The sequence below is a fragment of the Streptomyces sp. NPDC091377 genome (genome assembly GCF_044757045.1).
In the GTDB taxonomy this organism is placed as follows: Bacteria; Actinomycetota; Actinomycetes; order Streptomycetales; family Streptomycetaceae; genus Streptomyces.
In genome coordinates, this window is sequence record NZ_JBIVUE010000008.1 from 101268 (window position 1) to 126609 (window position 25342).

27 protein-coding genes, 1 tRNA gene and 2 pseudogenes are annotated in these 25342 nt (G+C 71.1%); 22 read left to right on the top strand and 8 right to left on the bottom strand.

The features are described 5' to 3' along the window. Positions 1–337 precede the first annotated feature (337 nt). Complete coding sequence (locus ACIQNG_RS19375) at positions 338–901, top strand: heme-binding protein (RefSeq protein WP_401437043.1); 564 nt, start codon at positions 338–340, stop codon at positions 899–901. Positions 902–990: 89 nt separating this feature from the next. Here ACIQNG_RS19375 and ACIQNG_RS19380 read toward each other — a convergent pair whose 3' ends face one another. Next, a complete protein-coding gene (locus tag ACIQNG_RS19380) occupies positions 991–2838 on the bottom strand; it encodes a copper resistance CopC/CopD family protein (RefSeq protein ID WP_401486432.1) in 1848 nt (615 codons plus the stop codon). Positions 2839–3101: 263 nt separating this feature from the next. Beyond that, positions 3102–6074, bottom strand: coding sequence for a GNAT family N-acetyltransferase (locus ACIQNG_RS19385; protein ID WP_401486434.1), 2973 nt, complete (start codon positions 6072–6074; stop codon positions 3102–3104). Between the two features lie 96 nt (positions 6075–6170). Between ACIQNG_RS19385 and ACIQNG_RS19390 the strand changes: the two genes are divergently transcribed. From ACIQNG_RS19390 to ACIQNG_RS19410, 5 genes are all read left to right on the top strand, one after another. After that, a complete protein-coding gene (locus tag ACIQNG_RS19390) occupies positions 6171–6905 on the top strand; it encodes a siderophore-interacting protein (RefSeq protein ID WP_401486436.1) in 735 nt (244 codons plus the stop codon). A gap of 170 nt (positions 6906–7075) precedes the next feature. Next, entirely contained in the window at positions 7076–7669 is a 594-nt protein-coding gene (locus ACIQNG_RS19395) for an HhH-GPD-type base excision DNA repair protein (protein ID WP_401486438.1), read from the top strand. A gap of 77 nt (positions 7670–7746) precedes the next feature. Next, positions 7747–8538: an HdeD family acid-resistance protein gene (locus ACIQNG_RS19400; RefSeq protein ID WP_401486440.1), complete on the top strand. Its 792-nt coding sequence runs from the start codon at positions 7747–7749 to the stop codon at positions 8536–8538. A gap of 128 nt (positions 8539–8666) precedes the next feature. Next, positions 8667–8999, top strand: coding sequence for a hypothetical protein (locus tag ACIQNG_RS19405; protein WP_401437056.1), 333 nt, complete (start codon positions 8667–8669; stop codon positions 8997–8999). A 54-nt stretch (positions 9000–9053) separates the two neighbouring features. Beyond that, on the top strand, positions 9054–9194 hold the full coding sequence (locus tag ACIQNG_RS19410; protein ID WP_401437059.1) for a hypothetical protein: 141 nt from the start codon (positions 9054–9056) through the stop codon (positions 9192–9194). Positions 9195–9295: 101 nt separating this feature from the next. Here ACIQNG_RS19410 and ACIQNG_RS19415 read toward each other — a convergent pair whose 3' ends face one another. Together ACIQNG_RS19415 and ACIQNG_RS19420 are read right to left on the bottom strand one after the other, a co-directional pair. Then, entirely contained in the window at positions 9296–9670 is a 375-nt protein-coding gene (locus ACIQNG_RS19415) for a helicase HerA-like domain-containing protein (RefSeq protein WP_401486442.1), read from the bottom strand. Between the two features lie 83 nt (positions 9671–9753). Next, positions 9754–10161 (bottom strand): annotated as a pseudogene (locus ACIQNG_RS19420) (helicase HerA-like domain-containing protein); the annotation flags it as partial. On the opposite strand from ACIQNG_RS19420, the gene ACIQNG_RS19425 reads away from it, so the two are divergent. The 4 genes from ACIQNG_RS19425 to ACIQNG_RS19440 all read left to right on the top strand — a co-directional run bounded on the left by ACIQNG_RS19425 (position 10148) and on the right by ACIQNG_RS19440 (position 12901). Then, positions 10148–11329: a helix-turn-helix domain-containing protein gene (locus ACIQNG_RS19425; protein WP_401437065.1), complete on the top strand. Its 1182-nt coding sequence runs from the start codon at positions 10148–10150 to the stop codon at positions 11327–11329. The pseudogene ACIQNG_RS19420 and the gene ACIQNG_RS19425 sit on opposite strands and share 14 nt — an antisense overlap. 78 nt (positions 11330–11407) lie before the next feature. Further along, the gene (locus ACIQNG_RS19430) at positions 11408–11650 is read left to right on the top strand and encodes a hypothetical protein (RefSeq protein WP_401437068.1); all 243 of its coding nucleotides are present in this window, start codon (positions 11408–11410) and stop codon (positions 11648–11650) included. A 92-nt stretch (positions 11651–11742) separates the two neighbouring features. Beyond that, positions 11743–11883, top strand: coding sequence for a hypothetical protein (locus tag ACIQNG_RS19435; RefSeq protein WP_401437070.1), 141 nt, complete (start codon positions 11743–11745; stop codon positions 11881–11883). A 631-nt stretch (positions 11884–12514) separates the two neighbouring features. Then, positions 12515–12901 (top strand): hypothetical protein, encoded by a 387-nt coding sequence (locus ACIQNG_RS19440; RefSeq protein ID WP_401486743.1) that lies wholly within the window; start codon positions 12515–12517, stop codon positions 12899–12901. A 74-nt stretch (positions 12902–12975) separates the two neighbouring features. Here ACIQNG_RS19440 and ACIQNG_RS19445 read toward each other — a convergent pair whose 3' ends face one another. Together ACIQNG_RS19445 and ACIQNG_RS19450 are read right to left on the bottom strand one after the other, a co-directional pair. Further along, positions 12976–14724: a recombinase family protein gene (locus ACIQNG_RS19445; RefSeq protein ID WP_401486445.1), complete on the bottom strand. Its 1749-nt coding sequence runs from the start codon at positions 14722–14724 to the stop codon at positions 12976–12978. Between the two features lie 8 nt (positions 14725–14732). Beyond that, a pseudogene (locus ACIQNG_RS19450) lies at positions 14733–15710 on the bottom strand (helicase HerA-like domain-containing protein); the annotation flags it as partial. A 463-nt stretch (positions 15711–16173) separates the two neighbouring features. Between ACIQNG_RS19450 and ACIQNG_RS19455 the strand changes: the two are divergent. Both ACIQNG_RS19455 and ACIQNG_RS19460 read left to right on the top strand, forming a co-directional pair. After that, a complete protein-coding gene (locus ACIQNG_RS19455; RefSeq protein ID WP_004943146.1) occupies positions 16174–16470 on the top strand; it encodes a type II toxin-antitoxin system VapB family antitoxin in 297 nt (98 codons plus the stop codon). 111 nt (positions 16471–16581) lie between these two features. Then, positions 16582–17247, top strand: coding sequence for a LytR C-terminal domain-containing protein (locus tag ACIQNG_RS19460; protein ID WP_401437079.1), 666 nt, complete (start codon positions 16582–16584; stop codon positions 17245–17247). A gap of 111 nt (positions 17248–17358) precedes the next feature. Here ACIQNG_RS19460 and upp read toward each other — a convergent pair whose 3' ends face one another. Beyond that, complete coding sequence (gene upp, locus ACIQNG_RS19465; RefSeq protein WP_401437082.1) at positions 17359–17994, bottom strand: uracil phosphoribosyltransferase; 636 nt, start codon at positions 17992–17994, stop codon at positions 17359–17361. Positions 17995–18302: 308 nt separating this feature from the next. Between upp and ACIQNG_RS19470 the strand changes: the two genes are divergently transcribed. The 9 genes from ACIQNG_RS19470 (at position 18303) to ACIQNG_RS19510 (ending at position 24356) form a co-directional block, all read left to right on the top strand. After that, positions 18303–18488, top strand: a complete 186-nt coding sequence (locus tag ACIQNG_RS19470) for a hypothetical protein (protein WP_401486745.1) — start codon at positions 18303–18305, stop codon at positions 18486–18488. A gap of 297 nt (positions 18489–18785) precedes the next feature. Further along, positions 18786–19310: a hypothetical protein gene (locus ACIQNG_RS19475; RefSeq protein ID WP_401486447.1), complete on the top strand. Its 525-nt coding sequence runs from the start codon at positions 18786–18788 to the stop codon at positions 19308–19310. A gap of 50 nt (positions 19311–19360) precedes the next feature. Then, complete coding sequence (tadA, locus tag ACIQNG_RS19480) at positions 19361–19792, top strand: tRNA adenosine(34) deaminase TadA (protein ID WP_401437255.1); 432 nt, start codon at positions 19361–19363, stop codon at positions 19790–19792. 99 nt (positions 19793–19891) lie between these two features. Continuing rightward, positions 19892–19976 (top strand) — tRNA-Ser (locus tag ACIQNG_RS19485). Between the two features lie 387 nt (positions 19977–20363). Further along, positions 20364–20540: a hypothetical protein gene (locus ACIQNG_RS19490; protein WP_401437088.1), complete on the top strand. Its 177-nt coding sequence runs from the start codon at positions 20364–20366 to the stop codon at positions 20538–20540. After that, positions 20540–20839 (top strand): Dabb family protein, encoded by a 300-nt coding sequence (locus ACIQNG_RS19495; protein ID WP_401437258.1) that lies wholly within the window; start codon positions 20540–20542, stop codon positions 20837–20839. Before ACIQNG_RS19490 ends, ACIQNG_RS19495 begins: the two co-directional genes overlap by 1 nt. 301 nt (positions 20840–21140) lie before the next feature. Beyond that, on the top strand, positions 21141–22085 hold the full coding sequence (locus ACIQNG_RS19500; protein WP_401437091.1) for an RNA polymerase sigma factor SigF: 945 nt from the start codon (positions 21141–21143) through the stop codon (positions 22083–22085). Positions 22086–22457: 372 nt separating this feature from the next. Beyond that, positions 22458–23384, top strand: a complete 927-nt coding sequence (locus ACIQNG_RS19505) for an RNA polymerase sigma factor SigF (protein ID WP_401437094.1) — start codon at positions 22458–22460, stop codon at positions 23382–23384. A gap of 630 nt (positions 23385–24014) precedes the next feature. After that, positions 24015–24356, top strand: a complete 342-nt coding sequence (locus ACIQNG_RS19510) for a hypothetical protein (RefSeq protein ID WP_401486450.1) — start codon at positions 24015–24017, stop codon at positions 24354–24356. Positions 24357–24434: 78 nt separating this feature from the next. On the opposite strand, the gene ACIQNG_RS19515 is transcribed toward ACIQNG_RS19510, so the two are convergent. Beyond that, positions 24435–24629 carry a hypothetical protein gene (locus tag ACIQNG_RS19515; protein ID WP_401437100.1) on the bottom strand — a complete coding sequence of 65 codons (195 nt, stop codon included), beginning with the start codon at positions 24627–24629 and terminating at the stop codon, positions 24435–24437. A 240-nt stretch (positions 24630–24869) separates the two neighbouring features. Here ACIQNG_RS19515 and ACIQNG_RS19520 point away from each other — a divergent pair, with 240 nt between their 5' ends. Further along, complete coding sequence (locus tag ACIQNG_RS19520) at positions 24870–25316, top strand: MarR family winged helix-turn-helix transcriptional regulator (RefSeq protein ID WP_401486452.1); 447 nt, start codon at positions 24870–24872, stop codon at positions 25314–25316. Positions 25317–25342: the final 26 nt, after the last annotated feature.

The following is a 25342-nucleotide window of genomic DNA, read 5'->3' on the forward strand; positions in this document are numbered from 1 at the left end:
CCACGCTCCTCCTCTCCGTGCCGGTCCCTCGCGGGCTCGCACTCCCCTGATCTGGGCAAACACCTCCATTGTTCCCCGGCCCCCGCCGTCCCGTGTCATCCGAACGGACGACCCCGCCGTCACCCGATCCGTACCGCGGCCCGAGCCGGTCCGGCGACGGGGCGGGACCGGATCCGCCCGGAGGATCGAAGCAGCACTTCAGCCCACTTCAGCCCACTTCAGTCCACCCCAGTCCACCCCAGCCCACTTCAGTCCAGTCCAGTGCACTTCAGTCCACCCCAGCCCACTTCAGTCCACTGCACTTCAGTCCACTTCACTTCGCGAAGGGCCTCAGACCATGAAGCACCGCAGCCGCTCCCTGTCCCGCCGCACCCGCCTGCTGACCGGTGGCGTCCTCGCCGTCGTCGTCGCGGGAGGGGTCGGCACGGTCGCCGCCAACGCCGCCGGTCCGGCCGGCGCCACGGCCTCGCGCGGCGGCGACACCGCCCGCGGCAACCTCACCCAGAGCACCCATCTGACCGTCGACGCCGCCACCAAGGCCGCCCAGGCCGCGCTGGACGCCGCCGAGAAGGAGAACCAGCGGGTCTCCGTCGCCGTGGTCGACCGCAACGGCAACACCCTGGTCACCCTGCGCGGCGACGGCGCCGGCCCGCAGTCGTACGAGTCCGCCGAGCGCAAGGCGTTCACCGCGGTCTCCTGGAACGCGCCCACCTCCGAGCTGGTCAAGCGCCTGGAGTCGACGCCGAACCTGAAGGACATCCCGGGCACCCTGTTCCTGGGCGGCGGAGCCCCGGTCGCCACCAAGGGCGCGCCCGTCGCGGGCATCGGTGTCGCGGGCGCCCCCTCCGGCGACCTGGACGAGAAGTTCGCGAAGGCGGGCGTGGCGGCGCTCGACCGCTGACGCCCGCACCCCGGTACCGCAAGCGCTCAGGGCTCAGGGCTCAGGGCTCAGGGCTCAGGGCTCAGGGCTCAGGGCTCAGGGCTCAGGGCTCAGGGCTCCACCCGGATCGTCCGTGTCTCGCTCACCTGGTCCAGCTCGGACACCCGGACCGTCAACTTCATGGTCCAGGTGCCCGCGAGGGGCAGGGTGAGCGAGTCCGTGGCCCAGTAGCCACCGCGGTCGGTCAGTTCGGCGTCGATCGGCCCGAGTTCCTTGTCCGGCAGCGTGAACGACAGCCGCAGTTCGGGGACGACCGAGACCCCTCCGTCCGGGCCGAACACCACCGCCTGGACGGAGTTGCCACCCACCCGCGCCGGATCGAGGGTGAGCTGCACCCGCCCCGTCCCGCCCGGGACCCCGGTGTCGTACGGCACCGTCTCGGTCGCCGTACGCGGCTGCCCGGCCGCCTCCGCGCCCGCCCGCGCCACCTCGGCCTCCGCCCGGCCGGGCAGGGTCGACGTCAGCACGGTCGTGACGATGAGCACGGCCAGCCCGATCGCCACCTCCCCGAAGACGGAACGCCGCAACGCCCGCCGGTCCCCGTGGTGATCCCCACCGGAGCCCCCCGACCGGACCGCCCTCGCCGCCTCCCTCGGCGTCGGCGTCGAGTTCTCCGCTCCCCCCGTTCCCCCTGCTCCCGCTCCCACGCCCGCCGCCACCCGTTCCCGTACGACCGTCCCGGCGCGCGCCTCCCCCTCCGCCCGCGCCTCCCCCTCCGCCCGGGCCGTCGTCGCCGCCCATCCCCGCACCACCCGCCGGGACACCGTGGCCACGCCCAGCAGCGCCACGACCGCCAGCAGTTTGATCAGGAGCACCCGCCCGTACGTGGTGCCGGTGAGCGCGGCGAGCGAACCCAGCCCGCGCCACGACTGGTAGACCCCGGTCAGCACCAGCACGCACACCGCGCCGAACGCCGTCCGGGAGAACCTCGCCACCACGGCCACCGACGTCGATGTCCCGTCGGCCGTCCGGCGGAGCGTCAGCAGCAGGGCCGCCAGTCCGCCCAGCCACACGGCCGTCGCCAGCAGATGCAGCGTCGAGGACACGATCGCCAGCGGGACCTGGATCCCCGCCGACGCGTGTTCGGCCGCCGCCCAGGTCACCGCGAGCCCGACCCCGACGGCCACCGCCGCGCCGAGCAGAGGCCGCGACCGCGCCCCGGACAGCCGTAGGAGGAGAAAGGCCGCCACGTCCAGCAGGATCAGCCGGGTGAGCAGCAGGGCTCCGGGACGGGTGTCCAGGGTCCGGAGGAGTCCGGCCGGGTCGAGGGCGGTCGCCGGGGCGGTGCCCGCCTCGTACGGGGCGCGGAGGAGAAGCAGGGCGACCGTGGCGACCAGCACGGTCCACCAGGAGATCTTCAGCAGCGGACGGAGCCGGGCGGGATCCGGCGGCCTGCACACCACCGCGAAGACGGCCCCGCCGATCAGCAGGGCTCCGGCGAGATGGGCCAGATAGCGGGCCGTGCTCTGGAGGGCGCTGGTCGCCCGGTGCTCGGGCGGGCGGATGTCCTGCGCCGGCGGGGTGGGTGAGGGGGCGCCGACGGAGAAGGTGAAGGCGCCCGAGACGGGGTGGCTGTCCGACGACACCACCCGCCAGGCCACCGTGTACGTGCCGTTGCGCAGCCCCGACGCCGGCAGCGTCACCCGGACCGCCTCCGAGCCGCCGGGAGCATGCGCGACCGTGCCGAGGCGGACCCGGTGGTTGCCGGGGTCGTAGAGCCGTATCGCCCCGTCGAGCAGGCCGACGGACTCGGTGAAGGTCAGGGTGAGGGACCGTGGGGCGGTCTTCACCACGCTGCCGTCGCCGGGGTCCGTGGCGCGCAGCGCGGTATGCGCGGAGGCGGGCCCGGCGCCGCTCAGCAGCAGGAACGGCAGCAGGAACAGCAGGGACCCGAGCATGACCAGCCCCCGGAGGACCCCGGCACCCCTGCCGTCTCCACCGTCCCTACCGTCTCCACCGTCCCCGCCGTCTCCAGCGTCCCCGCCGTCCCTGCCGTCCCCGCCGCCCCTGCCCCTCGTGCCCATCACGCCGCTTCTCCGTCGTCGGACGACCTTCCGTACCCGGACGTACGGATGACGGCGGCCACCTGCTCAAGCGGCGGCCCTGCAACGCCCCCGACCGGGCCGGCCGGGCCGAACGGGCCGACCCGGGCCGGCCCGGGCTATGCCGGAAAGGCCGTCTCCCGTTCCAGGAACGCGAGCTGGGCCTTCTTCTCCGGCAGATACACGTCCGGCAGGTCGATCTCCGGCAGGACCACGGCCGGGCCCAGGGTGAAGCCCTGCCGGACCATACGGGCGACCGCCTTCTCGTTGCGGATGTCGGGGTCGACCACGACCCGCCGCCGGTCCAGGGTCAGCAGGACGTACGCCAGCAGCACCGACATCAGCGCCGCGCCCCAGCCCGGCCGCGCCCCGCCCGGCCGCGCGGGGGCCAGCAGCAGGTGGATGCCGAGGTCACCGGGGCGTACCTCGTAGCACTCGCCGACCCGGTCGGCGTCCGGCTCGTAGGTCTGGAAGAGGGCGACCGGGGTGCCGTCCTTGACGACGAGGAAGGCGTGATGGGTGTCGAGGGCGGCCAGGTGGGTGTAGATCTCGGTGACGCGCTCGCGGTCCAGTCCGGTCATGCCCCAGAACACGGCCCGCTCCTCGCTCACCCAGCCGTGCACCACCCCGGCGTCCCGCTCCGGGTCGAGCGGCAGCACGCGTACGGTGCCGAAACCGTCGACCACCTGCTCATGGACGGCGGGACGGGCACCGTAGGCACGCACGGCCTCAGCATCAGCCTCGGCCTCAGCCCCGGAAGCGGTCCCGGGCGGGGTCCCGGGCGCGGTCTCCCTGACCAGCCGGTCCCAGTCGGTGACGACCGGTGCCAGTTCCCCCCGCAGCCACAGCGGCAGTTGGTCCCGGTGGTGCGGTGAACCGGGGACGCCCGACGCGCCGAGCGGCACCACCCAGCGGCTGTCCTCCCGGCGGGCCAGGTCCCACACGTACCGGGCGGCCGGGCCGCGCGCGGCCAGATCGGTGACGCCGGGCACGGAGGAGGTGCACAGCACACAGTCGTGGTCACCGGAGAGCCCCGGTTCGTCGTACGACCCCTCGGCCGGAAGAGCCCGCCAGGGGGCCAGCCGGTGGGTCTCGCCCCAGGTGCGCCCGTCGGTCACCGCCGGTCGGGCGGCGGTCTCCTCCAGCGCCTCGCGGAGGATCGGGACGCGGTCGACGCCGTACAACTCCTCCGCCTTCAGCAGATGTTCCAGTGCCAGTCCGACGCGCGGGGTCAGGGCCAGCCAGGGCTGGAGGACCTCGGGGTAGGCGGGCGGCTCGGTGAGCGCGGCGAAGGCGGGGTGCGCGGCCAGGCGCCGGACGACGGCGGAGCGCAGCGCGGCGAAGGCGGCGGCGTCGCGGCTGTCCGCCTCCATCCGGCGGTCCCAGCTCCGCAGCCGGGCGCGCAGGGCGACGGCCGCGGGGGTGAGGCCGGAGTCGGGCAGTGCGTCCAGCCGGTCCAGGAGCACTCCGGCGGAGACGAGGTGGGTGTCCAGGTGGAGGGCGGGCATGTCGGCGGCCGACCAGCGGTCGCGTTCGCCGAGCCGGGCCGTGATGCGGTCGGCGCGGTGGGGCGCGGCGAACTCGACGCCGAGGGGGGTGGCGAGGCCGCGCTGGTTGGCCATGACGGCGAGGCCGGTGGCGGGGTCGAGGTCGGCGCGGGGCATGGGGTGCCAGCCGGTCCACTCGTGGCCGGGCTCCCAGGCCGGTACGGGCCGGATCCGGTTGGCCCCGGCCCGCAACGGCACCCGGCCCGCGACCCGGTGCAGGGTGCCGCCCTCGGTGTCGGCGGCCTGGACGACGTTGACCGGCTCGGCCCAGACGTCGAAGGCCCGGTCCACATCGGCGACCGTCCGCGCCCGCAGCAGCGGCAGCAACGCCCCGAAGCCGAGGTCGGCGGTGACGCGGGGCGGATAGCGGAGCGCGAGGGCGAGGGGGAGGGGGAGGGGGATGGGGATGGGGATGGGGATGGGGATGTCGTCGGTGGCGGGGGCGCCGGAGGTTCCGGGGGTGCCGGGGGCGCCGGTGCCGGGGGTGGCGGCGATCGTGCCGGTCGCCTCCGGGGTGGACACCACCCCGTCCATCCCTATCCCTTCCGACCCTTCTGACCCTTCTGACCCTTCTGACCCTTCTGGCCCTTCCGATCCCTCTGCCCTCTCCAGTCCCTCCGGTCCCCCGGCGATCACCGGCCCGCGCTCGGTCTCGATGATCTCGACCGGTACGGGGGCCTCCCCGGCCACGGACACGGTCTCCGTCCATCGCCGGGCCCGGCTCCAGCGGCCGTCCGGGGCGAGGGCCTCGACACCGGCGCCGGTGCGGCGCAGCCGTTCGCGGTAGAGGTCCTGGTAGTCGGCCATGGCGTTGGTGATGGCCCAGGCGACGGTGCCGGTGTGGCCGAAGTGGGCGATGCCGGGGACGCCGGGGACGGCGAGGCCGACGACGTCGAACTCCGGGCAGGCCAGCCGGATCTGCTGATAGACGCCGGGGTCCTCTATATGGCGATGGGGGTCGCCGGCGATCACCGCGTGCCCGGTGACGGTCCGGGCGCCGGAGACCAGCCAGCCGTTGCTGCCGACCGTGCCGGGGCCGTCGGCGGCGAACAGGCCGACCGCCTCGGGCCCCAGATGCCGTACCGCCTGCTCCCGCCAGAGCTTCGCCGGGAAGCCGGCGAAGAGAATGTGCGTGGCCAGCCAGACGCCCAGCGGGGTCCAGGGCTCCCAGCGGCCCGGGGCGAGGGAGACCGCCGCGAACTGCGGCGCGCGGCGGGCGCCCTCCTCAAGAGAATCGTTTATGCCGTCGACGTACGACCGGACCCAGTCGGCCGTCTCCGGATCGTCCTCGGCAAGCCGCTCGAAGCAGCGGCGGGCCGTGTCGGCGAGCAGTGCGCGGCGGGCGAGCACGTCCCAGGACAGGGCCGGGGCGCCGAGGAAGGCGGCGGAGGTGCCGAGCAGCCGGTGCCGTTCGGTCTCCAGTTGCCAGGCGCGGTCCAGGGCGGTCACCCGGCCCTGGGCGTAGGCGAGTTCACGGACGTCCCCGGCGCGCAGATGGGGGACGCCGTACGCGTCCCGGTAGATCTCGTGGATCTTGGTGCTCACCCTGTTTTCCCCTGTTCTTTCTCGCCAGCGTTAGGTTAGGCTCACCTAAGTAGTCGCCGGTGTGGCGGAATCGTACGTGATGTGTGAAGGGGTGCCATGGGGCAGGGTCAGGTCCGTACGGGCCATGGCTGGCAGGGCACGGTCCTGAAGCTGATGGGGGCGAAGGATTTCGTCCTCACGGTGACGGGGGCGGAGGACGTCGCCCCCGACTACCGGCGGCTCCACCTCACCGACGGTGACCTCCTCAAGGCGTACGACACGCATCCCACGATGTGGGTGCGGCTGTGGTTCGACAACGCGGGCAAGCCGCACCAGCGCGGGTACACCCTGGTCGACCCGGACCGCGAGAACGGCACCTTCTCCCTTGAATTCGCACTCCACGAGGGGTGCGCCAGTGACTGGGCGCGGGCGGCGCGGCCCGGGGACACCATCGAGGCGACAGTGCAGGGAACGGGCTTCCAGCGGCCCCAGCCCGAGCCCACGCATGTCTTCGCGATCGGTGACCCGGCCTCGCTGCCCGCGCTCAACTCCCTCCTCGACACCTTCCCGTCGGTCCCGGCGACGGTGTGGTTCGAGGGCACGCTCGGCGGACTGCCGTGGCGTACGGGGAGCGACGACCACCAGGTGATCGAGGTCCCCCGCGACGGCACCGCCCTGGTGGACCGGGTCCGCGCGGAACTGCCGGCCCTGCTGCGGGCCACGCCCGAGCCGTACGTCTGGATCGCCTGCGACACGACGACGACCCGGACGCTGTCGTCGTACGTGCGCCGGGAACTGGGCGTGGCGAAGCAGCGGACGCACGCGCTGGGGTACTGGCGGGCCACCACCTGAGCCCCGGAGCCGGGAACCGCGGACCGGGGACCGGGGACCGGGGACCTGATACCCGAGACCTGATACCCGAGACATGCGGCCCGAGACCTGCGGCCTGATACCCGAGACCTGGGGCCTGGGCCCGGCGGGGCCGACGCGCGGAGTACGGGTGGGCACGGGATCATCGAGCCATGGACGTGACCCTTCACCTCGCCCAGGACCCGGACGCCGACGCGCTGCTCGGGCGGTCCCCGCTCGCCGCGCTGATCGGGATGCTGCTGGACCAGCAGGTCCCGATGGAGTGGGCGTTCAAGGGGCCGCGCACGATCGCCGACCGGCTCGGCGCGGACGACCTCGACGCACACGAGATCGCCGCGCGGGATCCGGAGGCGTTCGCGGCCCTGCTCTCCGACAAACCGGCCGTGCACCGCTATCCGGGTTCCATGGCCAAGCGGATCCAGCAGTTGTGCCAGTACCTCGTCGAGCACTACGACGGTGACGCCGAAGCGGTCTGGCGGGACGTGGGCAGCGGCCCCGAACTGCTGAAGCGGCTGGAGGAACTCCCCGGCTTCGGCCGGCAGAAGGCCCAGATCTTCCTCGCCCTCCTCGGCAAGCAACTCGGCGTCCGCCCCGAGGGCTGGCGCGAGGCGGCCGGCGCGTACGGCGAGACCGGCTCCCACCGTTCCGTCGCCGACATCACCGGCCCCGACTCCCTCACCAAGGTCCGCGCCCACAAACAGGAGATGAAGGCGGCGGCCAAGGCGGCCAAGGCGGCGAAGAGGTAGGGAGAGGCAACCGGCGAGGTCAGTCGGTTGGGTGGTTCCGGGTGGCGGGGCCGCGGCGGTGGATCCAAGCATGGATCATGACCGAGCCATCGAGCGGCACCCCCCAGGACCACGAGTACGACGACCGGAAAGTCCACGGCGACCGGAAGGCGCACGGCGACGACCCGACCGTCCACGGCGGCCCGACGGTTCACGACGACCGTACGGTTCACGGCGGCCGTACGGCCCACGACGACCGTACGGTCCACGGCGGCCGTACGGCGGGCCCCACCGGTGCCACCACCCGGCACGAGCCCGAACCGCCCTTCGAGGGACCGCTGCACCGCCTCTCCCGCGCCGCCTGGCAGATCGTGCTGCTCACCGGCGTCGCCTCCCTGGTCCTGGGCGTCCTGGTGCTGGTCTGGCCCGGCGCCTCGCTCCTGGCGGCGGGCGTCTTCTTCGGCCTCTACCTGCTGATCAGCGGAGTCTTCCAACTCGTCTCCGCGTTCGGCACGCACCGGACGACCTCGCTGCGGGTCCTGGCGTTCATCAGCGGCGCGCTCTCCATCCTGCTGGGCCTGTTCTGCTTCCGCGGTCCGATGCAGTCGATCCTGCTGCTCGCCCTGTGGATCGGCATCGGCTGGCTGATCCGGGGCATCACCCAGAGCCTGGCCGCCGGTTCCGACAGCGCCGTGCCCGCCCGGGGCTGGCAGATCTTCCTCGGGATCGTCACCTTCCTCGCCGGGATCGTGCTGATCGTCTCGCCGTTCGAGTCGATCGCCGTCCTCACCCTGGTCGGTGGCATCTGGCTGCTCGCCGTCGGCGTGGTCGAGATCGTGACCGCCGTACGGATCCGGGGCCGCGCCCGACAGGTGCCGCAGGCGCTGTGAACGCGGCGGTCGGGGAGCCCTCACGGAGGGGGGCGGGATCCGTGCCTCCGGCGCGCGCTGTAGGCCGAGCGAGCGGTTCTCGGACCCACCGGGCCGACCCGGCGCCCCCGCCCGGGGACACCACCCCCATGACCGTCGCCCAGCCCCTCACCGCCGCCCGCGCCTGGCTGCGGATCGCGGTGCTGCTGCTGGCCCTGCTGGTGCCGGGCGCGCACACGGCGGCACACGCCCTCCCCGTGGCGGCGTCGGCGGCGGTCGGCGAACACGGCGGTACGACGGCCGAGTACGACGTCCCCGACACCGCCCTGCGCACCACCCGCGCCACCCGGCAGCCGGTCACGCCACCCCGCCCGGCGCCGCCCGTGCCCTCCCCCGGCCGCGGGGGACCCGGCGCGCACCACGCGCCCCCGAAGCCGTCGTACACCCTGCCCTGTCTGCGCTCGGTGGTCCTGCGCTGCTGACCGGCCCGTCGCCCCGGCAGCCCTCTCCCACCCCCACCGAGCAAGGAAACAGACATGCCTTCAGATCCGTACGCAGTCCTGCGCGCCCTGCTGCGCGCCGAGGCCCACCGCAACGCCCCGACCAAGCCGGAACGGGAAGCGAACGAACCCCGGCGGCGTCCCACCCCCGCCCTGCCGGACCGTCACCGCGACTGACCGACCCACGTGCCGGGCGCCTCACGCGGGCGCCCGGCACGAAGACGTAGAGACGCGAAGACGTAGAGGCGCGAAGACACGAAGACCGGGCACCCGGTGACTCAACGGGGGCGGCGGGCCGTGCCGAAGAGGGAGCGGGTGATCTCCCGGCCGATCTGGCTGCCGACGGAACGGGCCAGGGACTTGAACATGCCGCTGCCGACCACCTGTTCCACGACCGACTCCGGCTGCTTCTCCCGCCGAGCCGCCCGTCCCGCCGGAGCCGGTCCCTCCGGGCCCCGCCCCGCCGGAGGCTGTCCCTCCCCGGCCTGTCCCTCCCCGGCCTGTCCCTCCCCGGCCTGTCCCTCCCCGGCCTGTCCCTCCCCGGCCTGTCCCTCCCCGGCCTGTCCCTCCCGGGCCTGTCCCGCCGGGGAACCCGGTTCGGGCGGAGCCGACGCCCGCCGTTCGAGCTTCTCGTAGGCCGAGTCCCGGTCCACAGCCTGTGCATAACGGGCGTGGAGCGCGAGGCGGCGACCGCCTGGTCGAGTGCCGCCGGTTCGATGGGCCCCATCAGGGACTCGGGCGCGCGCAGCCGGGTCGCGGCGACCGGCGTCGGGGCGCCCTTCTCGCTGAGCACGGTGACCACGGCCTCGCCGGTGCCGAGGCCGGTGAGGAGTTCTTCGAGGTCGTACGCCGAGTTCGGGAAGGTCTTGACCGTGGCCTTGAGCGCCTTCTGGTCGTCCGGGGTGAAGGCGCGCAGCGCGTGCTGGACGCGATTGCCGAGCTGGGCGAGGACATCGGCGGCGACGTCCTTCGGGGTCTGCGTCACGACTGCTGTTGTCACTTTCACCCGATGTATTCGACCTGCGACTTCGCCGCTTCCCCCCTCGGGCCCCCGAGCGCATGCCTCCCCCAAGGGGTGGCAGGAACAGCAAGCCTGCCCGGATGCACGATCGTCGCCGTACGCTCGAATCATGAGTGCCGACATTGGCAAGCGGCTTCAGGAGGTGCGCAAGCGGCGCGGCCTGACGCAACGTCAGCTGGCGAGTGAGTCCGGCGTGTCCCTGTCCTTGATCAGGAAGCTGGAGCAAGGGGAGCGCGCTGACACACGCCTGGAAACTGCGCGCCAGCTGGCTCAGGCACTACGGGTACCGACAACAAGCCTCATCGCCGAACACGAGGAAGAGCGGCAGGCGGCACCTGGTGCCGATGACCGCTGGGCCGCTGTCCGGCGTGCGCTCGTGACTCCCCTGCGGTCGGACGGTGTGGCCGAAGAGCCGACCGTGAACGGCGTACAGGAAGCCTTGGAATCGGCACTCCCGCTCTTCTCCGGTGATCGTTTCGCAGAGCTGAGCGTGGTCCTTCCGCCGCTGCTCCGGGACGCGGATCTCATCGCCGACAGCGGGCCCGAGGGGCGTGCTGTGCGTGTGCGGCTCTCGCAACTGACGGGCTGGTTGCTCACTCAGACTCGGCAGTTCGAGGCGGCCGACGTCGCCCTGTCGCGTTCCCTGGACGAGTCCTCGGACCGGCTTCAGGCGGCGGCGACGGTGAACACACAGTGCTGGCTCCTGCTGCGGCGTGGTCGCCTGGCTGAGGCACGGGAGTTGGCGACGCGGTGGGCGGACGAGGTGGAGCCGCGCATCTCGCGGGCGACTCCGGCGGAGCTGAGCGCGTGGGGCTGGTTGCTCCTGCGGGCTTCTGCTGCGGCGATCCGGGACAACCGGCCCGGAGAGGCCGAGGACGCTTTGCGCTACGCCAACTCGGCGGCGGTGGCGATGGGGCGGGAGTTCGCTCCGCGTGACGACTTCTTGCAGGCGTTCGGCCCCGTCACGGTGACGCTGAAGCGGGCCGAGAACGCGATGATCGTCGACAAGCCCGACTTGGTCCTCAAGCTCTCGGCCCGCATACCTACGGGTGGCATGCGGCCCACGTCCAACAACCGCAACCGTCACCTGCTGGACGTGGCAGAGGCGCATGCCCGCTCGCGTGACTACGCGAAGACGGTCGAGGTCCTGCAAGGCATCAGGGCAGATGCCCCACAATGGTTGCCCAACCAACGGTACGCGCGAGACATCTTCGGCCGGGTGATCTCCCGTCGGCGCACCCTCACCCCGGAAATGCGGGAGCTGGCCGACGCGATCGGCGTCCCGGTGTGACGCGGTGTGGCACTTCGGGCTGACGGCCCGTCAAAGCGCCATTGAGGCGTGACCGCTCTGCTACCTAGCGTTATTTGCATGGCGACTCAGAGCAGAACACCAGAGACGTCCGCCCCTGAGCGCGGAGAGCTGATGTACGACCCGGCGACGCGCAAGGTCGGGGAGTACCAGGACAAGGCCGGTCCGTACGCCATGCTGCGCCCGGTGGGCGGCGGCTGCGAATGGGAGGCGGACCCTGCCCAGATCCGCCCCGCTTCCCCTGCGGAACGTCTCAGCGCAGGCGTGAAGGCTGCCAACGTGCGGGCGGAGCAGGGGCTGTGACCGTCCGATCGGTGATCCGCCATGAGACATGGACGCTCACGCCGGACCGTGAGCCTGACGCGGAACCGACCACGTACGCGATGGAGTGCGCAGTGTGCGGGGAAACCTCGAACGCCAGCGAGGACTTCGCCGAACCGCAGAGCTGGGTCCTGGAGCACTGCGGCCAGAACCCCTCGCACCACAGCTTCCGGGAGATCATCACCCGTCCGTGGCGCACCTGGCGGCACGCGTGATGCGTCGCGCGGTGGGCTGCTTAGGCCGCCTCGCCGAACCTCTGCTGATCATCGCCATCGCGGGCTCGTGCGGCTTCGCCCTGGACCTCACCGCCGCCTCCAGCTCGCCACTCCCCTAAACACCCGTCCCCGCCGGACATAGCCGACCGAGGTCTCCCCCACTTCGAGAAGCCCTGGCGGGGACGGGGCTTTGCCCTGGTAGTGGCGCGGTTTGGGCACGCCGCCGGCCGTAGAGGCTTTGGGCGGGAGCTGCCATGGGGCGAGTGAACAGGGGGCCTTACGCTCACCAGCGGATCGGGCAGTCTCTTGGAGCCTGCCCGCAATAGCCCGATCGGCCCCCTGTTCTTCGAGGCTCGCCCCATGGTGGCTGCCTAAAGCCTCGTAGGCCGTCGGCCCCCAGCCCCAAGACGCTTGAACCTCCACCCCTTTGATCCTGCAAGGCTCGGCGGGTCTCTGAATGCCGCGTGGCCGGGATGCGGAGCCGGGGCGTGGTCCTGGTGCAGTTGTCGTGCGACTGCTCGGCGGGCTGCCGGAGGAATGGAAGACGAGCAGCACTGATCAGTTTGAGGTACTGACGAACACCTCACAGGTTCGGATAGTCATTGACGGTCCGCACCGCATAATCAGCGACATGAAGAAATGGAGCAAAAATGGCCTCACTCACCATTGCGACGGGCAACAGTTCCTTTCTCCGCACCGCATCAAGGGCGATCCTTGCGGATGCCCGGAATCCATCAAGGAACGAAAGGAAAGAGCCCGAGGCCGGCTGGGACCCCAACCCAGTACTGAGATCTCTTTCCAGATCGATAGCGCACCCGATCTCGGCCACTTCCGAATGCGCTCCATATCCTGGAAGTTCACAGAGTCCGTAGCATCAATCCGTAGTCTCATGAACTCGACTCGGGACAATTTGGCATGTGACCTTTCGCTTGCGGTGGTTGAACTCCCGTCGGCGACAGGGCGCACGGCTACATACCGGCAGCCGCTCCTCCTGCCTGAAGTGGTAACCGCCGCGTAGGCAAACGATGCGGGCAGCAATCAGCCCCGCCCGGGATGGCATCCGGACGGGGCTGATCAGCGCTCAACGCTGGTTCACATGTCGGGGCTTGCGGGCTTCCTGGCCCACTCGATCGTCACCCTCTTACTCGCGTCGTACTCCTCCCACCTGTTCCCGCGTCCCTCGGACTTCTCCACCACGACCCGATCCACGAAGAGCCGGAGGAAAGAGCGCTTGTCCGGCTGCTCGGCCGAGTGCCACCACGACCCCGAGCCGATCGGGTCCCCGTCCGGCTCGTCGCCTCCGACCCACTGTTCAATGGGAAGGTCGGGCGTCTCCACGCGGGACAGATCCTCAATGCGTGACTCCAACGCCTGGATCTCCCGCTCTAGTTCGGCCTTCTTCTCCTTGAAGCGCGTCCGGCCGACCGGTCCGCTGTACACGTCGTTCTCAAGGTCGTCGTAAAGCTCGTTGAGAGCCGCTTCGCGGTCCTTCTTCCTCATGACGACTTCGGCGCGCTCGGTGACCAGTTCAGGGCTCGCGATCGTCGCAGCGAACCGACGTGTGGCCTCTTCGATGAGTGCAACCGCCTCGGGGTCGTCCTCGTCCGCGCTCGACACCTTCGCCAGAACGGCGCGTGCCACATGGTCCTCGATGTGCTCGCGCTTGATGCTGTTGCCGCCCGTGTGCCCCTCCGTGGCGGCTCCCTTGGGCCGGGAGCACCGGTAGGACGCCGTGGCGCTCTGGTTGCCGTTGCTGGACATCGTGAAGCCGCACTCACAGAAGAGCAGGGCAAGTCCGCTGAGAAGCGAGGTGCCCCGGTTGAGCCCCTGCCCCCGGCCACGGGTCATCAGCCATGCCTGCACGGCGTGCCAGTCGGCGGGCTCAAGGATGGCGTCGTGACTGATCATGGGTTCCTGGGTCTCCGGGTTCCGGATCGTCCGGTACCCCGTGATCTGTGTGCGGATCGCCCCGTCCTTGGTCTCCTTGTGCTCGTAGACCGGCTCGACGGCGTGACCGATCATGCGGGGGTCCTGCAAGATCCGCTTGAGGGTGGTCACCTCCCACTGCGGCGGCTTGCTCCGGCCCGGGGTGCTTACGGTCACCGCGCCCCGCCACTTACCGTTCAGGCGCGCGGTCTTCGTGGGCACGCCTCGCGCGTTCAGGTCAGCGCAGATACCTGCCAGCGAACCAGGGTTCCGGCGGCCCGCCTTCGCCGGACGGTCCTTGTTCTCCAGGATCGTGCGCACGACTTCACGGATCACCTCGGCCTCGTCCTCGACGATCACAAGCTTCCGAATCGTCAAGCCGCCCTGCCGAACCTCCTCCGTCGCGTAGCCGTACGGCGGGAGTCCCCCGACCCATGAACCGGCGTCGCGGAGAATCTTCTTGGTTCCCTTGATGTGCTTGGACTTGTTGGCGCTCTCCTGGTGGGCCGCGTCCAGCCGCATGATGAGCATGATCAGCTTCATCGTGTCACCGGGCGGGAAGTCGCCTTCGTTGACCGAGACGATCGTGACGCCGAGCCGGTGCAGCTCCATCACGACGGGAATGGCGTCCTCGGGACTCTGGCGAGAGAACCGGCTGACGTAGTGCACAACGATCACGTCGAGTCGTCCGGTGCGAGCATCGCTCAACAGCCGCTCGAACTCCGGCCGGATCACCCCGACCTTGTAGCCGGACAGATCCTTGTCCTCGTAGTCGCCTACGTAGTCGTAGCCCCTTTTCGTCGCCTCCGCGCGGCACGCTTCCCGCTGCGCACGCGGCGACCCCTCGGACTTGTCCTGCCGTTCCTGGCTCTGCCGGATGTACCCCCCGGCCCGCTCCCGCTCCTCCGTGTTCATAGGGAGAAAGTATCGGAAGCTAAGAACACGCCGACGCCCTTGGAGCGGATCAGCCGGACGGTCTGGGTGATCGAGTCCAGGAACGCCTTGGACGCGTCGTTGAAGAGGAGATGGGCCTCGTCGAAGAAGAAGACGAGCCCCGGCCGGTCGGCGTCACCGACCTCGGGCAGATCGTGGAAGAGATCGGCGAGCAGCCACATCAGGAAGGTGGAGAACAACTGCGGCCGGTCCTGCACGGCGGCCAGTTCCAGCACCGACACCGTGCCGCGCCCGTCCGGGGCGGTCCGCAGCAACTCGGAGGTGTCGAACTCCGGCTCCCCGAAGAAGTCCGCCATCCCCTGCGCCTCGAACGCGGTCAGCGCCCGCAGGATCACCCCGGCCGTGGCGGTGGACAGTCCACCGATGGTCTTCAGCTCGGCCCTGCCCTCGTCGGAGGTGAGGAAGGCGACGACCGAGCGGAGGTCCTTGAGGTCGAGGAGTTCGAGGCCCTTCTGGTCGGCGTAGTGGAAGATCAGCCCGAGGGACTGCTCCTGGGTCTGGTTGAGCTGGAGCACCTTGGAGAGCAGGACCGGCCCGAAGCTGGTGACGGTGGCCCTGACGGGGATGCCGTGGCCGATACCGCCGAGCGCGTAGAACTCGGCCGGAAAGCCGGTCGCCGCCCACTCCTGGTGGACCTCGGCGGCACGCGAGCGCACCTTGTCGTTGTCGGCGCCGGGCGCGGAGATCCCGGAGACATCGCCCTTGATATCGGCGAGGAAGACGGGCACGCCCTGGGCGGAGAGCTGCTCGGCGATCAGCTGGAGCGTCTTGGTCTTGCCGGTGCCGATGGCGCCCGCGACCAGCCCGTGCCGGTTGAGCATCGGCAACGGGATCCGCACCTGCGCGTCCGGCAGACAGGCCCCGTCCCAGAGCAGCGCGCCGAGGTCGAGGGCGGGCCCGGCGAAGGCGTACCCGGCGGCGATCTCCAGGGCGGGCCGCGGAAGCACGGACGTACCGGAGGCGCTGGAAGGGCTGGAAGGGCTGGAGGAACTGGCCCCGTCGGAGGCGCCGGTCCCACCGGAGGGACTCCCGCCCGCCGGCTTCTCGCCTTCCGGCTTCCCGCCTTCCGACTTCCCGCCCGTCCCGCCGGCCGATCCGGTCGCCGCCGATCCGGTCGCCGCCGATCCGGTCGCCGCCGATCCGGTCGCCGCGGATGCGGTCGCCGCCGATCCGGTCGCCGCGGATCCGGTCTCGCTGTCGCTCATCTCAGACCTCTGTCCCGGCCCTGTCCCGGCCCTGTGTCCGCCCTGTGTCGGCTCTGTCCCTGCCCTGTCAGGGGGCCTCAAGGAGCCTCTGTCTGGAACTCGTGCATCCAGTCTCCCGGTTTGCCCCGATTCACGGCATCTTTTCCGGGGCCGCACCCCCCTTCCATGGCTGCGCCGTGAAGCTCTTGGCCGGTAGGCTTTCCGTGTGATCTTCAAGCGCATCGGAAACGGCCGGCCGTACCCCGACCACGGCCGGGAAAGCACCCGGCAGTGGGCGGACGTCGCGCCGCGCCCGGTCCGCCTCGATCAGCTCGTGACCACCAAGCAGCAACTCGATCTGGAGACGCTGCTCGCCGAGGACTCGACCTTCTACGGCGACCTCTTCGCGCATGTCGTGAAGTGGCAGGGCGATCTGTATCTGGAGGACGGACTGCACCGCGCGGTCCGCGCCGCGCTCCAGCAGCGCCAGGTGCTGCACGCGCGCGTCCTGGAACTCGACTGACCTCCGCCCCGACGCACCCGTGGGACACCTGTTGGCCCTTTCGGGTTGGACTGAGCGACGTCGAATGATCATCTAGTAGGCATCGCCGCCCCGGCGCACTACGCTGCGCTCATGAGCATGCTGACTCCCCCCGGCATGGGCGGCCGGTACCGGATCACGGGGGGCAAGTACCCGCGGATGCGCCGGCCCCGGCGGCGGGCCCGGCTCGTGCTCGCCGTGGTGGCCTCGACCACCGCGCTCGGCCTGGCCGGCTGGGGCACCTTGCAGCTCATCGACGTCTTCACGGGCGGCGGCGACAAGGCGTCGGCGACGGCGGCCGAGGCGGAGTGCGCGACCAAGGGCAGCAGCGCCGCGTCCCCGGAGGCACGGCGCTCCGCGCAGCCGGCCGGGGCCGTCCCCGCACCCGCGAAGATCACCGTCAACGTCCTCAACGCCACCACCCGCTCCGGCCTCGCCAAGCGCACGGCCGACGAGCTGAAGAAGCGCGGCTTCAAGATCGGCGAGGTGGGCAACGCCGGGAAGACCTACGACAAGAAGGTCAAGGGCACCGGCATACTGCTGGGCCCCAGCGCCGCCCTGAACTCCACCCTGCCGGTCCTGGCGACCCAGCTGGCCGACGCGGAACGCCGTACGGACGCGGCCCGCAAGGGCAAAGAGATCGACCTGATCCTCGGCGACGACTTCAAGCAGCTCACCAGCCGGACGGCGGCGGACCGGGCCCTGACGACCCTGACCTCCCCGGATCCGACCGCGAAGGCCGCGAAGCGCAACTGCTGAGCACCCGGGAACCGACCGCGCCCCGCCAGGGGTGAACCGGGGGGAGAACGACCGTCCGGCCCCCCGAAGCCCCTGCCCCGGCCCCTGCTGCTCGGCTACTCCGCTACTCGGCTACTCGGCCGCCCCGTACATCCGGTCCCCGGCGTCGCCCAGCCCCGGCACGATGTAGCCGTTCTCGTTCAGCCGCTCGTCCACGGACGCCGTCACCACCGTCACCGGCGTTCCCGCCAGCTCCCGCTCCATGATCTCCACGCCCTCGGGCGCGGCAAGCAGCACGACGGCCGTCACATCGTCGGCCCCCCGCCCGATCAGCTCCTTGATCGCCGCGACCAGCGTGCCGCCGGTGGCGAGCATCGGGTCGAGCACATACACCTGCCGCCCGGAGAGGTCCTCCGGCATCCGCGTGGCGTACGTCGACGCCTGGAGGGTCTCCTCGTTGCGGATCATGCCCAGGAAGCCCACCTCGGCGGTCGGCAGCAGCCGCACCATGCCGTCCAGCATGCCGAGCCCGGCCCGCAGGATCGGCACCACCAAGGGGCGCGGGTGGGACAGCTTGACGCCGGTGGTCCCGGTGACGGGCGTGGTGATGTCGACCTGTTCGGTCCGCACGTCCCGCGTGGCCTCGTAGGCGAGCAGGGTGACCAGCTCGTCGGCGAGCCGGCGGAAGGTCGGGGAGTCGGTGCGGCGGTCGCGCAGCGTGGTGAGCTTATGAGCGACCAGGGGGTGGTCGACGACATGGAGACGCATGCCCATAACAGTAACCGCGCCCCCTGCACCCGCGCGCTGGCATCAAACCCCCCGTCCGGGGGAAAGTGGGAGGGACGGACGGGGGTGATGAACCCATGCGTGACCTGCGGGACCTACCCGACCCGGACGACCCGGACGACCCCGACGAGCGGAACGAGAACGCCCGCGGCCCGGGCGCGGCCGACGAGACGAGTGAGACGTACGTGACACACAGGACGTACAACGGGACGTACGACAGGACGTACGACAAGACGCGCGAGAGGCACGAGATACGTGAGGGCCGCGCCGCGGAGCCCCCGGCGGAACGTGTGGAGCCCGCGGAACGGGCGGAACGGACGGAACGGGCGGAGCGGGACGCCGAGCGCCGGCGGCGGCGCGCGCAGTTCCTGCGGGAACTCGCGGAGGCCCGGGCTTTGCGCGACCGGGTGCAGCCCCGCCGGGCCAAGGCGGCCCGGCTGCGCCGCGCGATGCGCATGCGAACGTTCCGCTGGTAGCCGGGGCCGCGCCGCGCCCGGGGAAGAACCGTGCCCCGCCCGGGCGTTGACCGGGTGGTCGTGCGGGCCGGCGAGGGAAAGGCGCGTACGATCCGCAGGTGGTGGAGGCGAGCGCGCTGACGGCTCTTTGCTCACGCGCGATCAAAAGAGCCAGACACAGGGAGCGGAAGACGTCCCCTGAGCGCCTTGTTTCTGCCACGATTCCGAGTGGGTGGGGCTCGGAGCATCGCTCCCCACCCGCAGCCTCCGCCGGGGGGACCCCCAACCGGCACGCCTCTGACCAGTGGGAGAGTCACGGTGTACTTCGCCGCACTGCTCGCGCGCACCGAAGACGGGTGGAAAGCGAGCGACACAGAGCTCGACGATGTGGAGACCTTGTCGGATCTGGCCGACCTGGCCCGGGAGTCCGCTCCCGACGAGGACACGGTGCTGGTGCTGATCGAGCAGGAGGGCGCCTGGTTCGGCGTCGTCCGCATCGACGGCGAGGACGACCCGCGGATCTATGTGTCCAGCGCCGGCGCCGCCGCCCGCAGCAGCTACGGGGAGATCCTGCTCACCGACGAACTGCTCGGCCGGGATCCCGACGACGGTGCCGACCTGGACGCCCTCGACCTCGACGGCACCGAGGACGGCGAGCCCGACCACCAGGACGGTGAGGACGGCGACGCCGACTCGTCCGTGCCGTCCGGCCCGGTCGGGGACGCCCGCATCCTGGACGACTTCGGGGTCAGCGAGAAGGAACTGCTGTCGCTGTCCGAGGACGCCCTGGGTGAGATCGCCGAGGCCCTGGGCGCCTCGGACGTCCTGGAGACCGTCCGCTGACCACCACGCCCCCGCACCCCGACCCGGTGCGTGATCCCTGGCGGGACGCCATGCGACTCGCCCTCGACCAGGCCGGACGGGCCGTCGCCGGTGGTGACGTGCCCGTCGGCGCCGTCGTACTCGCCGCGGACGGTACGACGGTCCTCGCGAGCGGGCACAACGAGCGCGAGGCCACCGGCGACCCCACGGCCCACGCCGAGGTGCTCGCGATCCGCCGGGCCGCCGCCGCCCTCGGGCAGTGGCGGCTCACCGGCTGCACCCTGGTGGTCACCCTGGAGCCCTGCACGATGTGCGCGGGCGCGCTGGTGCTGTCCCGGGTCGACCGGGTGGTCTACGGCGCCGCCGACGCCAAGGCGGGCGCGGCCGGCTCCCTCTGGGACGTCGTACGCGACCGTCGGCTCAACCACCGTCCCGAGGTGATCGAAGGCGTGCTCGCCGACGACTGCGCCCGTCTCCTCACCACGTTCTTCCGCACCCGCTGACCTAGAGCCTGTCGTTCGGATCATCCCGGCGTCGCGGGGTCCGGCACCGCTCCCGAATCGATTTCGGAGCACGCCCCACCGTGCGGTAAAGTCTCCCTCGGTAGCGTGTCCGAGCGGCCGAAGGAGCTCGCCTCGAAAGCGAGTGTGGCGCAAGTCACCGAGGGTTCAAATCCCTCCGCTACCGCTCTCACACCCCCCTGAGCTGTGGAAACACAGACAGGGGGGTGTTTTGCATACAACCCCCCGCAGCTACGGGGGTGTTCCGGTAGCGCGAAGCGCCGGAGACCCGAAGAAAGGCCCCGTCCGCCGACGGGGCCCTTCCTGGACGGACCCTCAAGTACGCGCCGGTCACGGGGGAGACAGGGGCGCGCACCCCGCAGTGAGAGGTCCGTTCCGGGCCGTCGCGGGCTCCTGCCAGGGCCGCGCGGCCACCTCTCCATGGTGACCGTGGGGCGATGGTGGGGGAGGGAGGCAAACGGCCCCGTCCAGTGGGCCGTTGGTCCTTAAATAGGACGTGAAGCTACACTCGCCGCCGACAACAGCGGACACAGCAGGCACAGAGGAGGCCGCGGTGGCGGTGAACGCGAAGAAGATCGCGGTCTATGTACTCGTGGTCTTCGTGCTGTATTTGATCATCACGGACCCCGCCAAGGCGGCCGACTACGTGCAGATAGCCTTCGAGGGCATTTCGGACGCCGCCAAGGCCATCGGCGACTTCATGACCTGGGCCGCAAACGGAGGTAAATGATGATCCGCCACCTGGTGCTGTTCAAGCTCAACGAGGGGGTCGCGCACGACGACCCGAGGGTCGCGGAGGCCATCGCGGCGTTCCAGGGCCTCGACCAGCGTGTCACCGAGCTTCGTTCCTGGGAGTTCGCCCGCAACTTCAGCGACCGGCCCATCGCCTACGACTACGCCATCAACTCCTCCGTCGAGGACCGGGACGCCCTCCAGCGCTACCTGGCCCACCCCGACCACCAGGCCGGGGCCGCGCTGTGGCGCGCGATCGCCACGTGGGTGATCGCCGACTACGAGATCGAGACCTGAGCCCGGCAGACCACACGTCCGAAAACCCGGGACCATCCGGCCCTGATGCCGACCGGTGCCGACCGTCCGCTGGGGCCAGATGGCCCCCCGGCCAGTCCTCCGGCCGCCCCCCAGTCGGGCGCAGCCGCCCACCGAATGAGCCCTCCGCCGTCCGACGGCGGAGGGCTTCGTCGTGCCGGACGCCGCCCCCACACCGCCCCACACCGCCCCACACCGCTCAACACCGCCCAACACGGAGTTATGGGGTGCTTGCACACAGTGCACATGTCTTGTGATGCTATGACCGCTTTTGACGGATGAGTTGACCGATGAGTCGACGAATGACGAGGTGGAGTTGACCGTGCCGGCCAGTACTGCGCCTCAAGCGCCGCCCCAGGGGTCCCCGGGGTCCCCGGCAAGCGCTCCGGCCACCGGGACGGGCACGCCGCAGTCGCCGCTGGGCACCCTGCCGCAGGCCCAGCCGGGCGCACCGCAGCGCAGCAGCAGGGGGGCGGACACCCGGGCGCTCACCCAAGTGCTGTTCGCCGAGTTGAAGCAGCACCAGCCGGGTACGCCGGAGCACAACCGGGTGCGCGGGGCGCTGATCGAGGCCAACCTCCCGCTGGTGCGCTACGCCGCCGCCCGCTTCCGCTCCCGCAACGAGCCGATGGAGGACGTGGTCCAGGTCGGCACCATCGGCCTGATCAACGCCATCGACCGCTTCGACCCGGAGCGGGGCGTGCAGTTCCCCACCTTCGCGATGCCGACGGTCGTCGGCGAGATCAAGCGCTACTTCCGGGACAACGTCCGCACGGTCCACGTACCGCGCCGGCTGCATGAGCTGTGGGTCCAGGTCAACAGCGCGACCGAGGACCTCACCACCGCCTTCGGGCGCTCCCCCACCACCGCCGAGATCGCCGAGCGGCTGCGCATCACCGAGGACGAGGTGCTGTCCTGCATCGAGGCCGGGCGGTCGTACCACGCCACCTCGCTGGAGGCCGCCCAGGAGGGCGACGGGCTGCCCGGCCTGCTGGACCGGCTCGGCTACGAGGACCCGGCCCTGGACGGCGTGGAGCACCGGGACCTCGTACGCCATCTCCTGGTGCAGCTTCCGGAACGGGAACAGCGAATTCTGCTGCTGCGGTACTACAGCAACCTCACACAGTCCCAGATCAGTGCGGAACTCGGTGTCTCGCAGATGCATGTCTCCCGGCTGCTGGCCCGCAGTTTCCAACGGCTGCGAACGGCCAACCGGATCGACGCCTGACCGCCCCGGCACCGCGCGGAACCGGAGCCTCCGCTGACGCGTGACCCGCTGGGCCGGTGCGCCCCAACCGGAGCCGCCCGGTGCCGGAAGTCCGACCGGCGCACACCCAAACACGAGATCGATCTGTCACCGATAAGAGCGAATCACCTACCGGGGCCCCAGTCGACATAATCCCCCTGAAAAACCGTCACACCCACTGTTTCCAGGGCTGATTCGCGTCTCGCATGTCGACATGTCACTACAGCGTGTTGCCGACATGTGACATTCTGCCGGAAGCGCGTTTGCCGGGGCTCAGGCTCCGGTATTCAGGTGAAGGCTGCGCTCCTCGCCAGAGGGGCCGCCGCGACCGTCCCGCGACCCAGAGGGGGTGGCATGTCCGCAGAACAGGGCAGCTCGAAGGTGCTCACGCTGACAAAGAGCGAAGTGGCGCCTGCGCCGGCGCTCGACACGCTCGGCCCCATCGACACCATCGACGACACCTCGGCCCTCACGGCCGTCCCGGCCCCGGCCGTTCCGGCCACGCCGGCCGCCTCGGAGTCCATCGACACCCGGACCCTGTCCCGCTCCCTGTTCCTGCGGCTCGCCGCGCTCTCCGAGGACAGCCCTGAGCGTGGGTACGTACGGGACACCCTGATCGAGCTGAACCTCCCGCTCGTGCGGTACGCGGCGGCCCGCTTCCGCTCCCGCAACGAGCCGATGGAGGACATCGTCCAGGTCGGCACCATCGGGCTGATCAAGGCGATCGACCGGTTCGACTGCGAGCGCGGCGTCGAGTTCCCGACCTTCGCGATGCCCACGGTCGTCGGTGAGATCAAGCGGTTCTTCCGGGACACCTCCTGGTCGGTGCGGGTCCCGCGCCGGCTCCAGGAACTCCGGCTGGCCCTCACCAAGGCGAGCGACGAGCTGTCCCAGAAGCTGGACCGCTCCCCGACCGTCACCGAACTCGCCACGGTCCTCGGGGTCTCCGAGGAGGACGTGGTCGACGGCCTCGCGGTCGGCAACGCCTACACGGCGTCCTCGCTGGACTCCCCCGCCCCCGAGGACGACGGCGGCGAGGGCTCCCTCGCGGACCGCCTCGGCTACGAGGACACCGCGCTGGAGGGCGTCGAGTACCGCGAGTCCCTCAAGCCCCTGCTGGCCAAGCTGCCGCCCCGCGAGCGCCGGATCATCATGCTCCGCTTCTTCGCGAACATGACCCAGTCCCAGATCGGCGAGGAAGTCGGCATCTCCCAGATGCACGTCTCCCGACTGCTGACGCGGACCCTCGCACAGCTCCGGGAAGGGCTGATCTCGGACTGACCCGGGACCGACGGGCCCGAAACCGACCGGAACCGACCGGAACCAACCCGGAACCGACCTGGGACCGACCTGGGACCGGGCCCGGGACCGACTTCGGCTCTGCTCCGATCCCTTCCTTTCTGACATACCGTCAGCCACCATGGCCCGATGCTTCCCGCGATGCGCCGAGCCGTCTCGACACCCCGCCGCCGGGGCGCCCTGATCGGTGCCTCGGCGGCGTCCGTCTGCCTGGGCCTGGTCCTGGCCGCGTGCGGAGGGGGTGACGGAGACAGAGACGGTGACGGGTTCGTGGCCGTGGGGTCGGGAGGCGACGGCCGTACGGCGAAGGCGACCGGACCCTCGGAGGATGACGTACGGCTCGTCCCGCTGGATCCCGACCGTGAGCCCGGGACGTCAGGGCGGCCAGCCACGTCAGGGCAGTCAGGGCAGTCCGAGAATGCCGTCCCTAAGGGAACCGGAACCGAACCGGACCCAGCCCCCGCTCCCCCCACCGGCCCCGGCACCGACACCGACACCGGCACCGGCAGCGACACCAGCCCCGACCCCGACCCCGACTCTGGCCTGTCGGGATCCCCCGCGCCGTCCTCCTCCCCACCGCCCCCGGCACCCGGCACCCCCGCCGGACCCGGGGTGCTGAAGGTCAGCGTGCCGGAGCAGGAGGCCACCGACCGGCGGTACTGCGAGGAGGTCACCGTCGGCTTCCGTAACACCGGCGGTACGGCGGTGGGTTCGGGGACGGTGACGTTCGGGACGCATGTCATCGGGGCGCTGGGCGTCGACTGGGCGACCGTGGAGTCCACGGAGCCCTTGCCGGTGCCGATCCGGGCGGGGGAGAGGGTCGAGAAGACCTGGACCGTGTGCGTCGACCGGTTCTACGAGGGGATGCTGGCGCTGGGCGCGCACCTGGAGCACGACGTCACGGTGAAGTACCCCGGCGGAGAAGCGGTGTTCGTCCCCCGCCCCGGGGCGTGATCACCACCCGGGCCGACGAGGTGCCGACCGGGCCAGGACGGCGGGAACCGGAGCTGACCAGGCGATCCAGGAGGCCCGCTACTTGAGCGCCAGCCAAGCCACCGCGGCCACGATCACGACCGCCGCGACCACGCCGAGGATCAGACCGAGCTTGGGGCCCGAGGACGCCTGCCGCTGACGGCCCCCCTGGGGCTCCTCGTCGACGAACGCGCGGAACATCTGGGTGCTGCCTGCGGGGTCCGGGGTGCCCTGGGGATGCTGGGAGTTGGCCATGGCCCGAGACCCTAGCGAAGTCGCCGAAGGCTGACCAAGCCGGGGTTGCGGGAAGACCGTAGCGCCAGGGGGTGAACACCCCCCTCCGCCCACCCACCCCACCAGCACCTTTACATCCGCCAATACGTGCCTTTGCCAAACTTTTGCCGGGCTTACGATCCTTTTATTTGCCTTCAGCAACCAACGGCTCTTACGGTTGCCTGAAGCAACGAAAAGTTCGGGGATCCGGGGAGGGGCACGATGGCGGAGCCGTCGCAGTACGCCGAGTTGGCGCGGCAGCTCGGCGCCGTCGGCGCGGTGAAGCGGGACATGGCGCGGGTCCTGCCCGCCTCCTGTCCGACGGGGACCCTGGCCGTGCTGACCTCGATCGACCGGTACGGGGACATGCGGATCGGAGGGCTGTCGGAACTGCTGGCCGTGGACATGTCCGTCACCAGCAGACACGTCACCCACTGCGTCGAGCGCGGCTGGATCGAGCGGATCTGCGACCCCACGGACAAACGCTCCCGCATTCTGCGGCTGACCCCCGCCGGGCGGGAGGTCCTGGCCGAACTCCGGCTGCGGATGACCTCGTTGCTCGCCGACCGGCTGCGCGACTGGGACGAGGACGACCTCAGCAGGCTCATCGGGCTGATGAACCGACTGCTGGAGAGCTTCGGCGCCGCGGTCCCCGCCCGGCCCGGCTGACAGACGCGGCCCCGTAACACCGCCGC

What these genes read in the sequence shown, in the direction of transcription:
- ACIQNG_RS19505 (WP_401437094.1), top strand. Translation starts at nt 22,458, where the DNA reads ATGTCCGCAGAACAGGGCAGCTCGAAGGTGCTCACGCTGACAAAGAGC.
- ACIQNG_RS19390 (WP_401486436.1), top strand. Translation starts at nt 6,171, where the DNA reads ATGGGGCAGGGTCAGGTCCGTACGGGCCATGGCTGGCAGGGCACGGTC.
- ACIQNG_RS19395 (WP_401486438.1), top strand. Translation starts at nt 7,076, where the DNA reads ATGGACGTGACCCTTCACCTCGCCCAGGACCCGGACGCCGACGCGCTG.
- ACIQNG_RS19445 (WP_401486445.1), bottom strand. Translation starts at nt 14,724, where the DNA reads ATGAACACGGAGGAGCGGGAGCGGGCCGGGGGGTACATCCGGCAGAGC.
- ACIQNG_RS19440 (WP_401486743.1), top strand. Translation starts at nt 12,515, where the DNA reads ATGAAGAAATGGAGCAAAAATGGCCTCACTCACCATTGCGACGGGCAA.
- ACIQNG_RS19425 (WP_401437065.1), top strand. Translation starts at nt 10,148, where the DNA reads ATGAGTGCCGACATTGGCAAGCGGCTTCAGGAGGTGCGCAAGCGGCGC.
- ACIQNG_RS19400 (WP_401486440.1), top strand. Translation starts at nt 7,747, where the DNA reads ATGACCGAGCCATCGAGCGGCACCCCCCAGGACCACGAGTACGACGAC.
- ACIQNG_RS19375 (WP_401437043.1), top strand. Translation starts at nt 338, where the DNA reads ATGAAGCACCGCAGCCGCTCCCTGTCCCGCCGCACCCGCCTGCTGACC.
- ACIQNG_RS19410 (WP_401437059.1), top strand. Translation starts at nt 9,054, where the DNA reads ATGCCTTCAGATCCGTACGCAGTCCTGCGCGCCCTGCTGCGCGCCGAG.
- ACIQNG_RS19495 (WP_401437258.1), top strand. Translation starts at nt 20,540, where the DNA reads ATGATCCGCCACCTGGTGCTGTTCAAGCTCAACGAGGGGGTCGCGCAC.
- ACIQNG_RS19515 (WP_401437100.1), bottom strand. Translation starts at nt 24,629, where the DNA reads ATGGCCAACTCCCAGCATCCCCAGGGCACCCCGGACCCCGCAGGCAGC.
- ACIQNG_RS19520 (WP_401486452.1), top strand. Translation starts at nt 24,870, where the DNA reads ATGGCGGAGCCGTCGCAGTACGCCGAGTTGGCGCGGCAGCTCGGCGCC.
- ACIQNG_RS19405 (WP_401437056.1), top strand. Translation starts at nt 8,667, where the DNA reads ATGACCGTCGCCCAGCCCCTCACCGCCGCCCGCGCCTGGCTGCGGATC.
- ACIQNG_RS19380 (WP_401486432.1), bottom strand. Translation starts at nt 2,838, where the DNA reads ATGCTCGGGTCCCTGCTGTTCCTGCTGCCGTTCCTGCTGCTGAGCGGC.
- ACIQNG_RS19460 (WP_401437079.1), top strand. Translation starts at nt 16,582, where the DNA reads ATGAGCATGCTGACTCCCCCCGGCATGGGCGGCCGGTACCGGATCACG.
- upp (WP_401437082.1), bottom strand. Translation starts at nt 17,994, where the DNA reads ATGCGTCTCCATGTCGTCGACCACCCCCTGGTCGCTCATAAGCTCACC.
- tadA (WP_401437255.1), top strand. Translation starts at nt 19,361, where the DNA reads ATGCGACTCGCCCTCGACCAGGCCGGACGGGCCGTCGCCGGTGGTGAC.
- ACIQNG_RS19430 (WP_401437068.1), top strand. Translation starts at nt 11,408, where the DNA reads ATGGCGACTCAGAGCAGAACACCAGAGACGTCCGCCCCTGAGCGCGGA.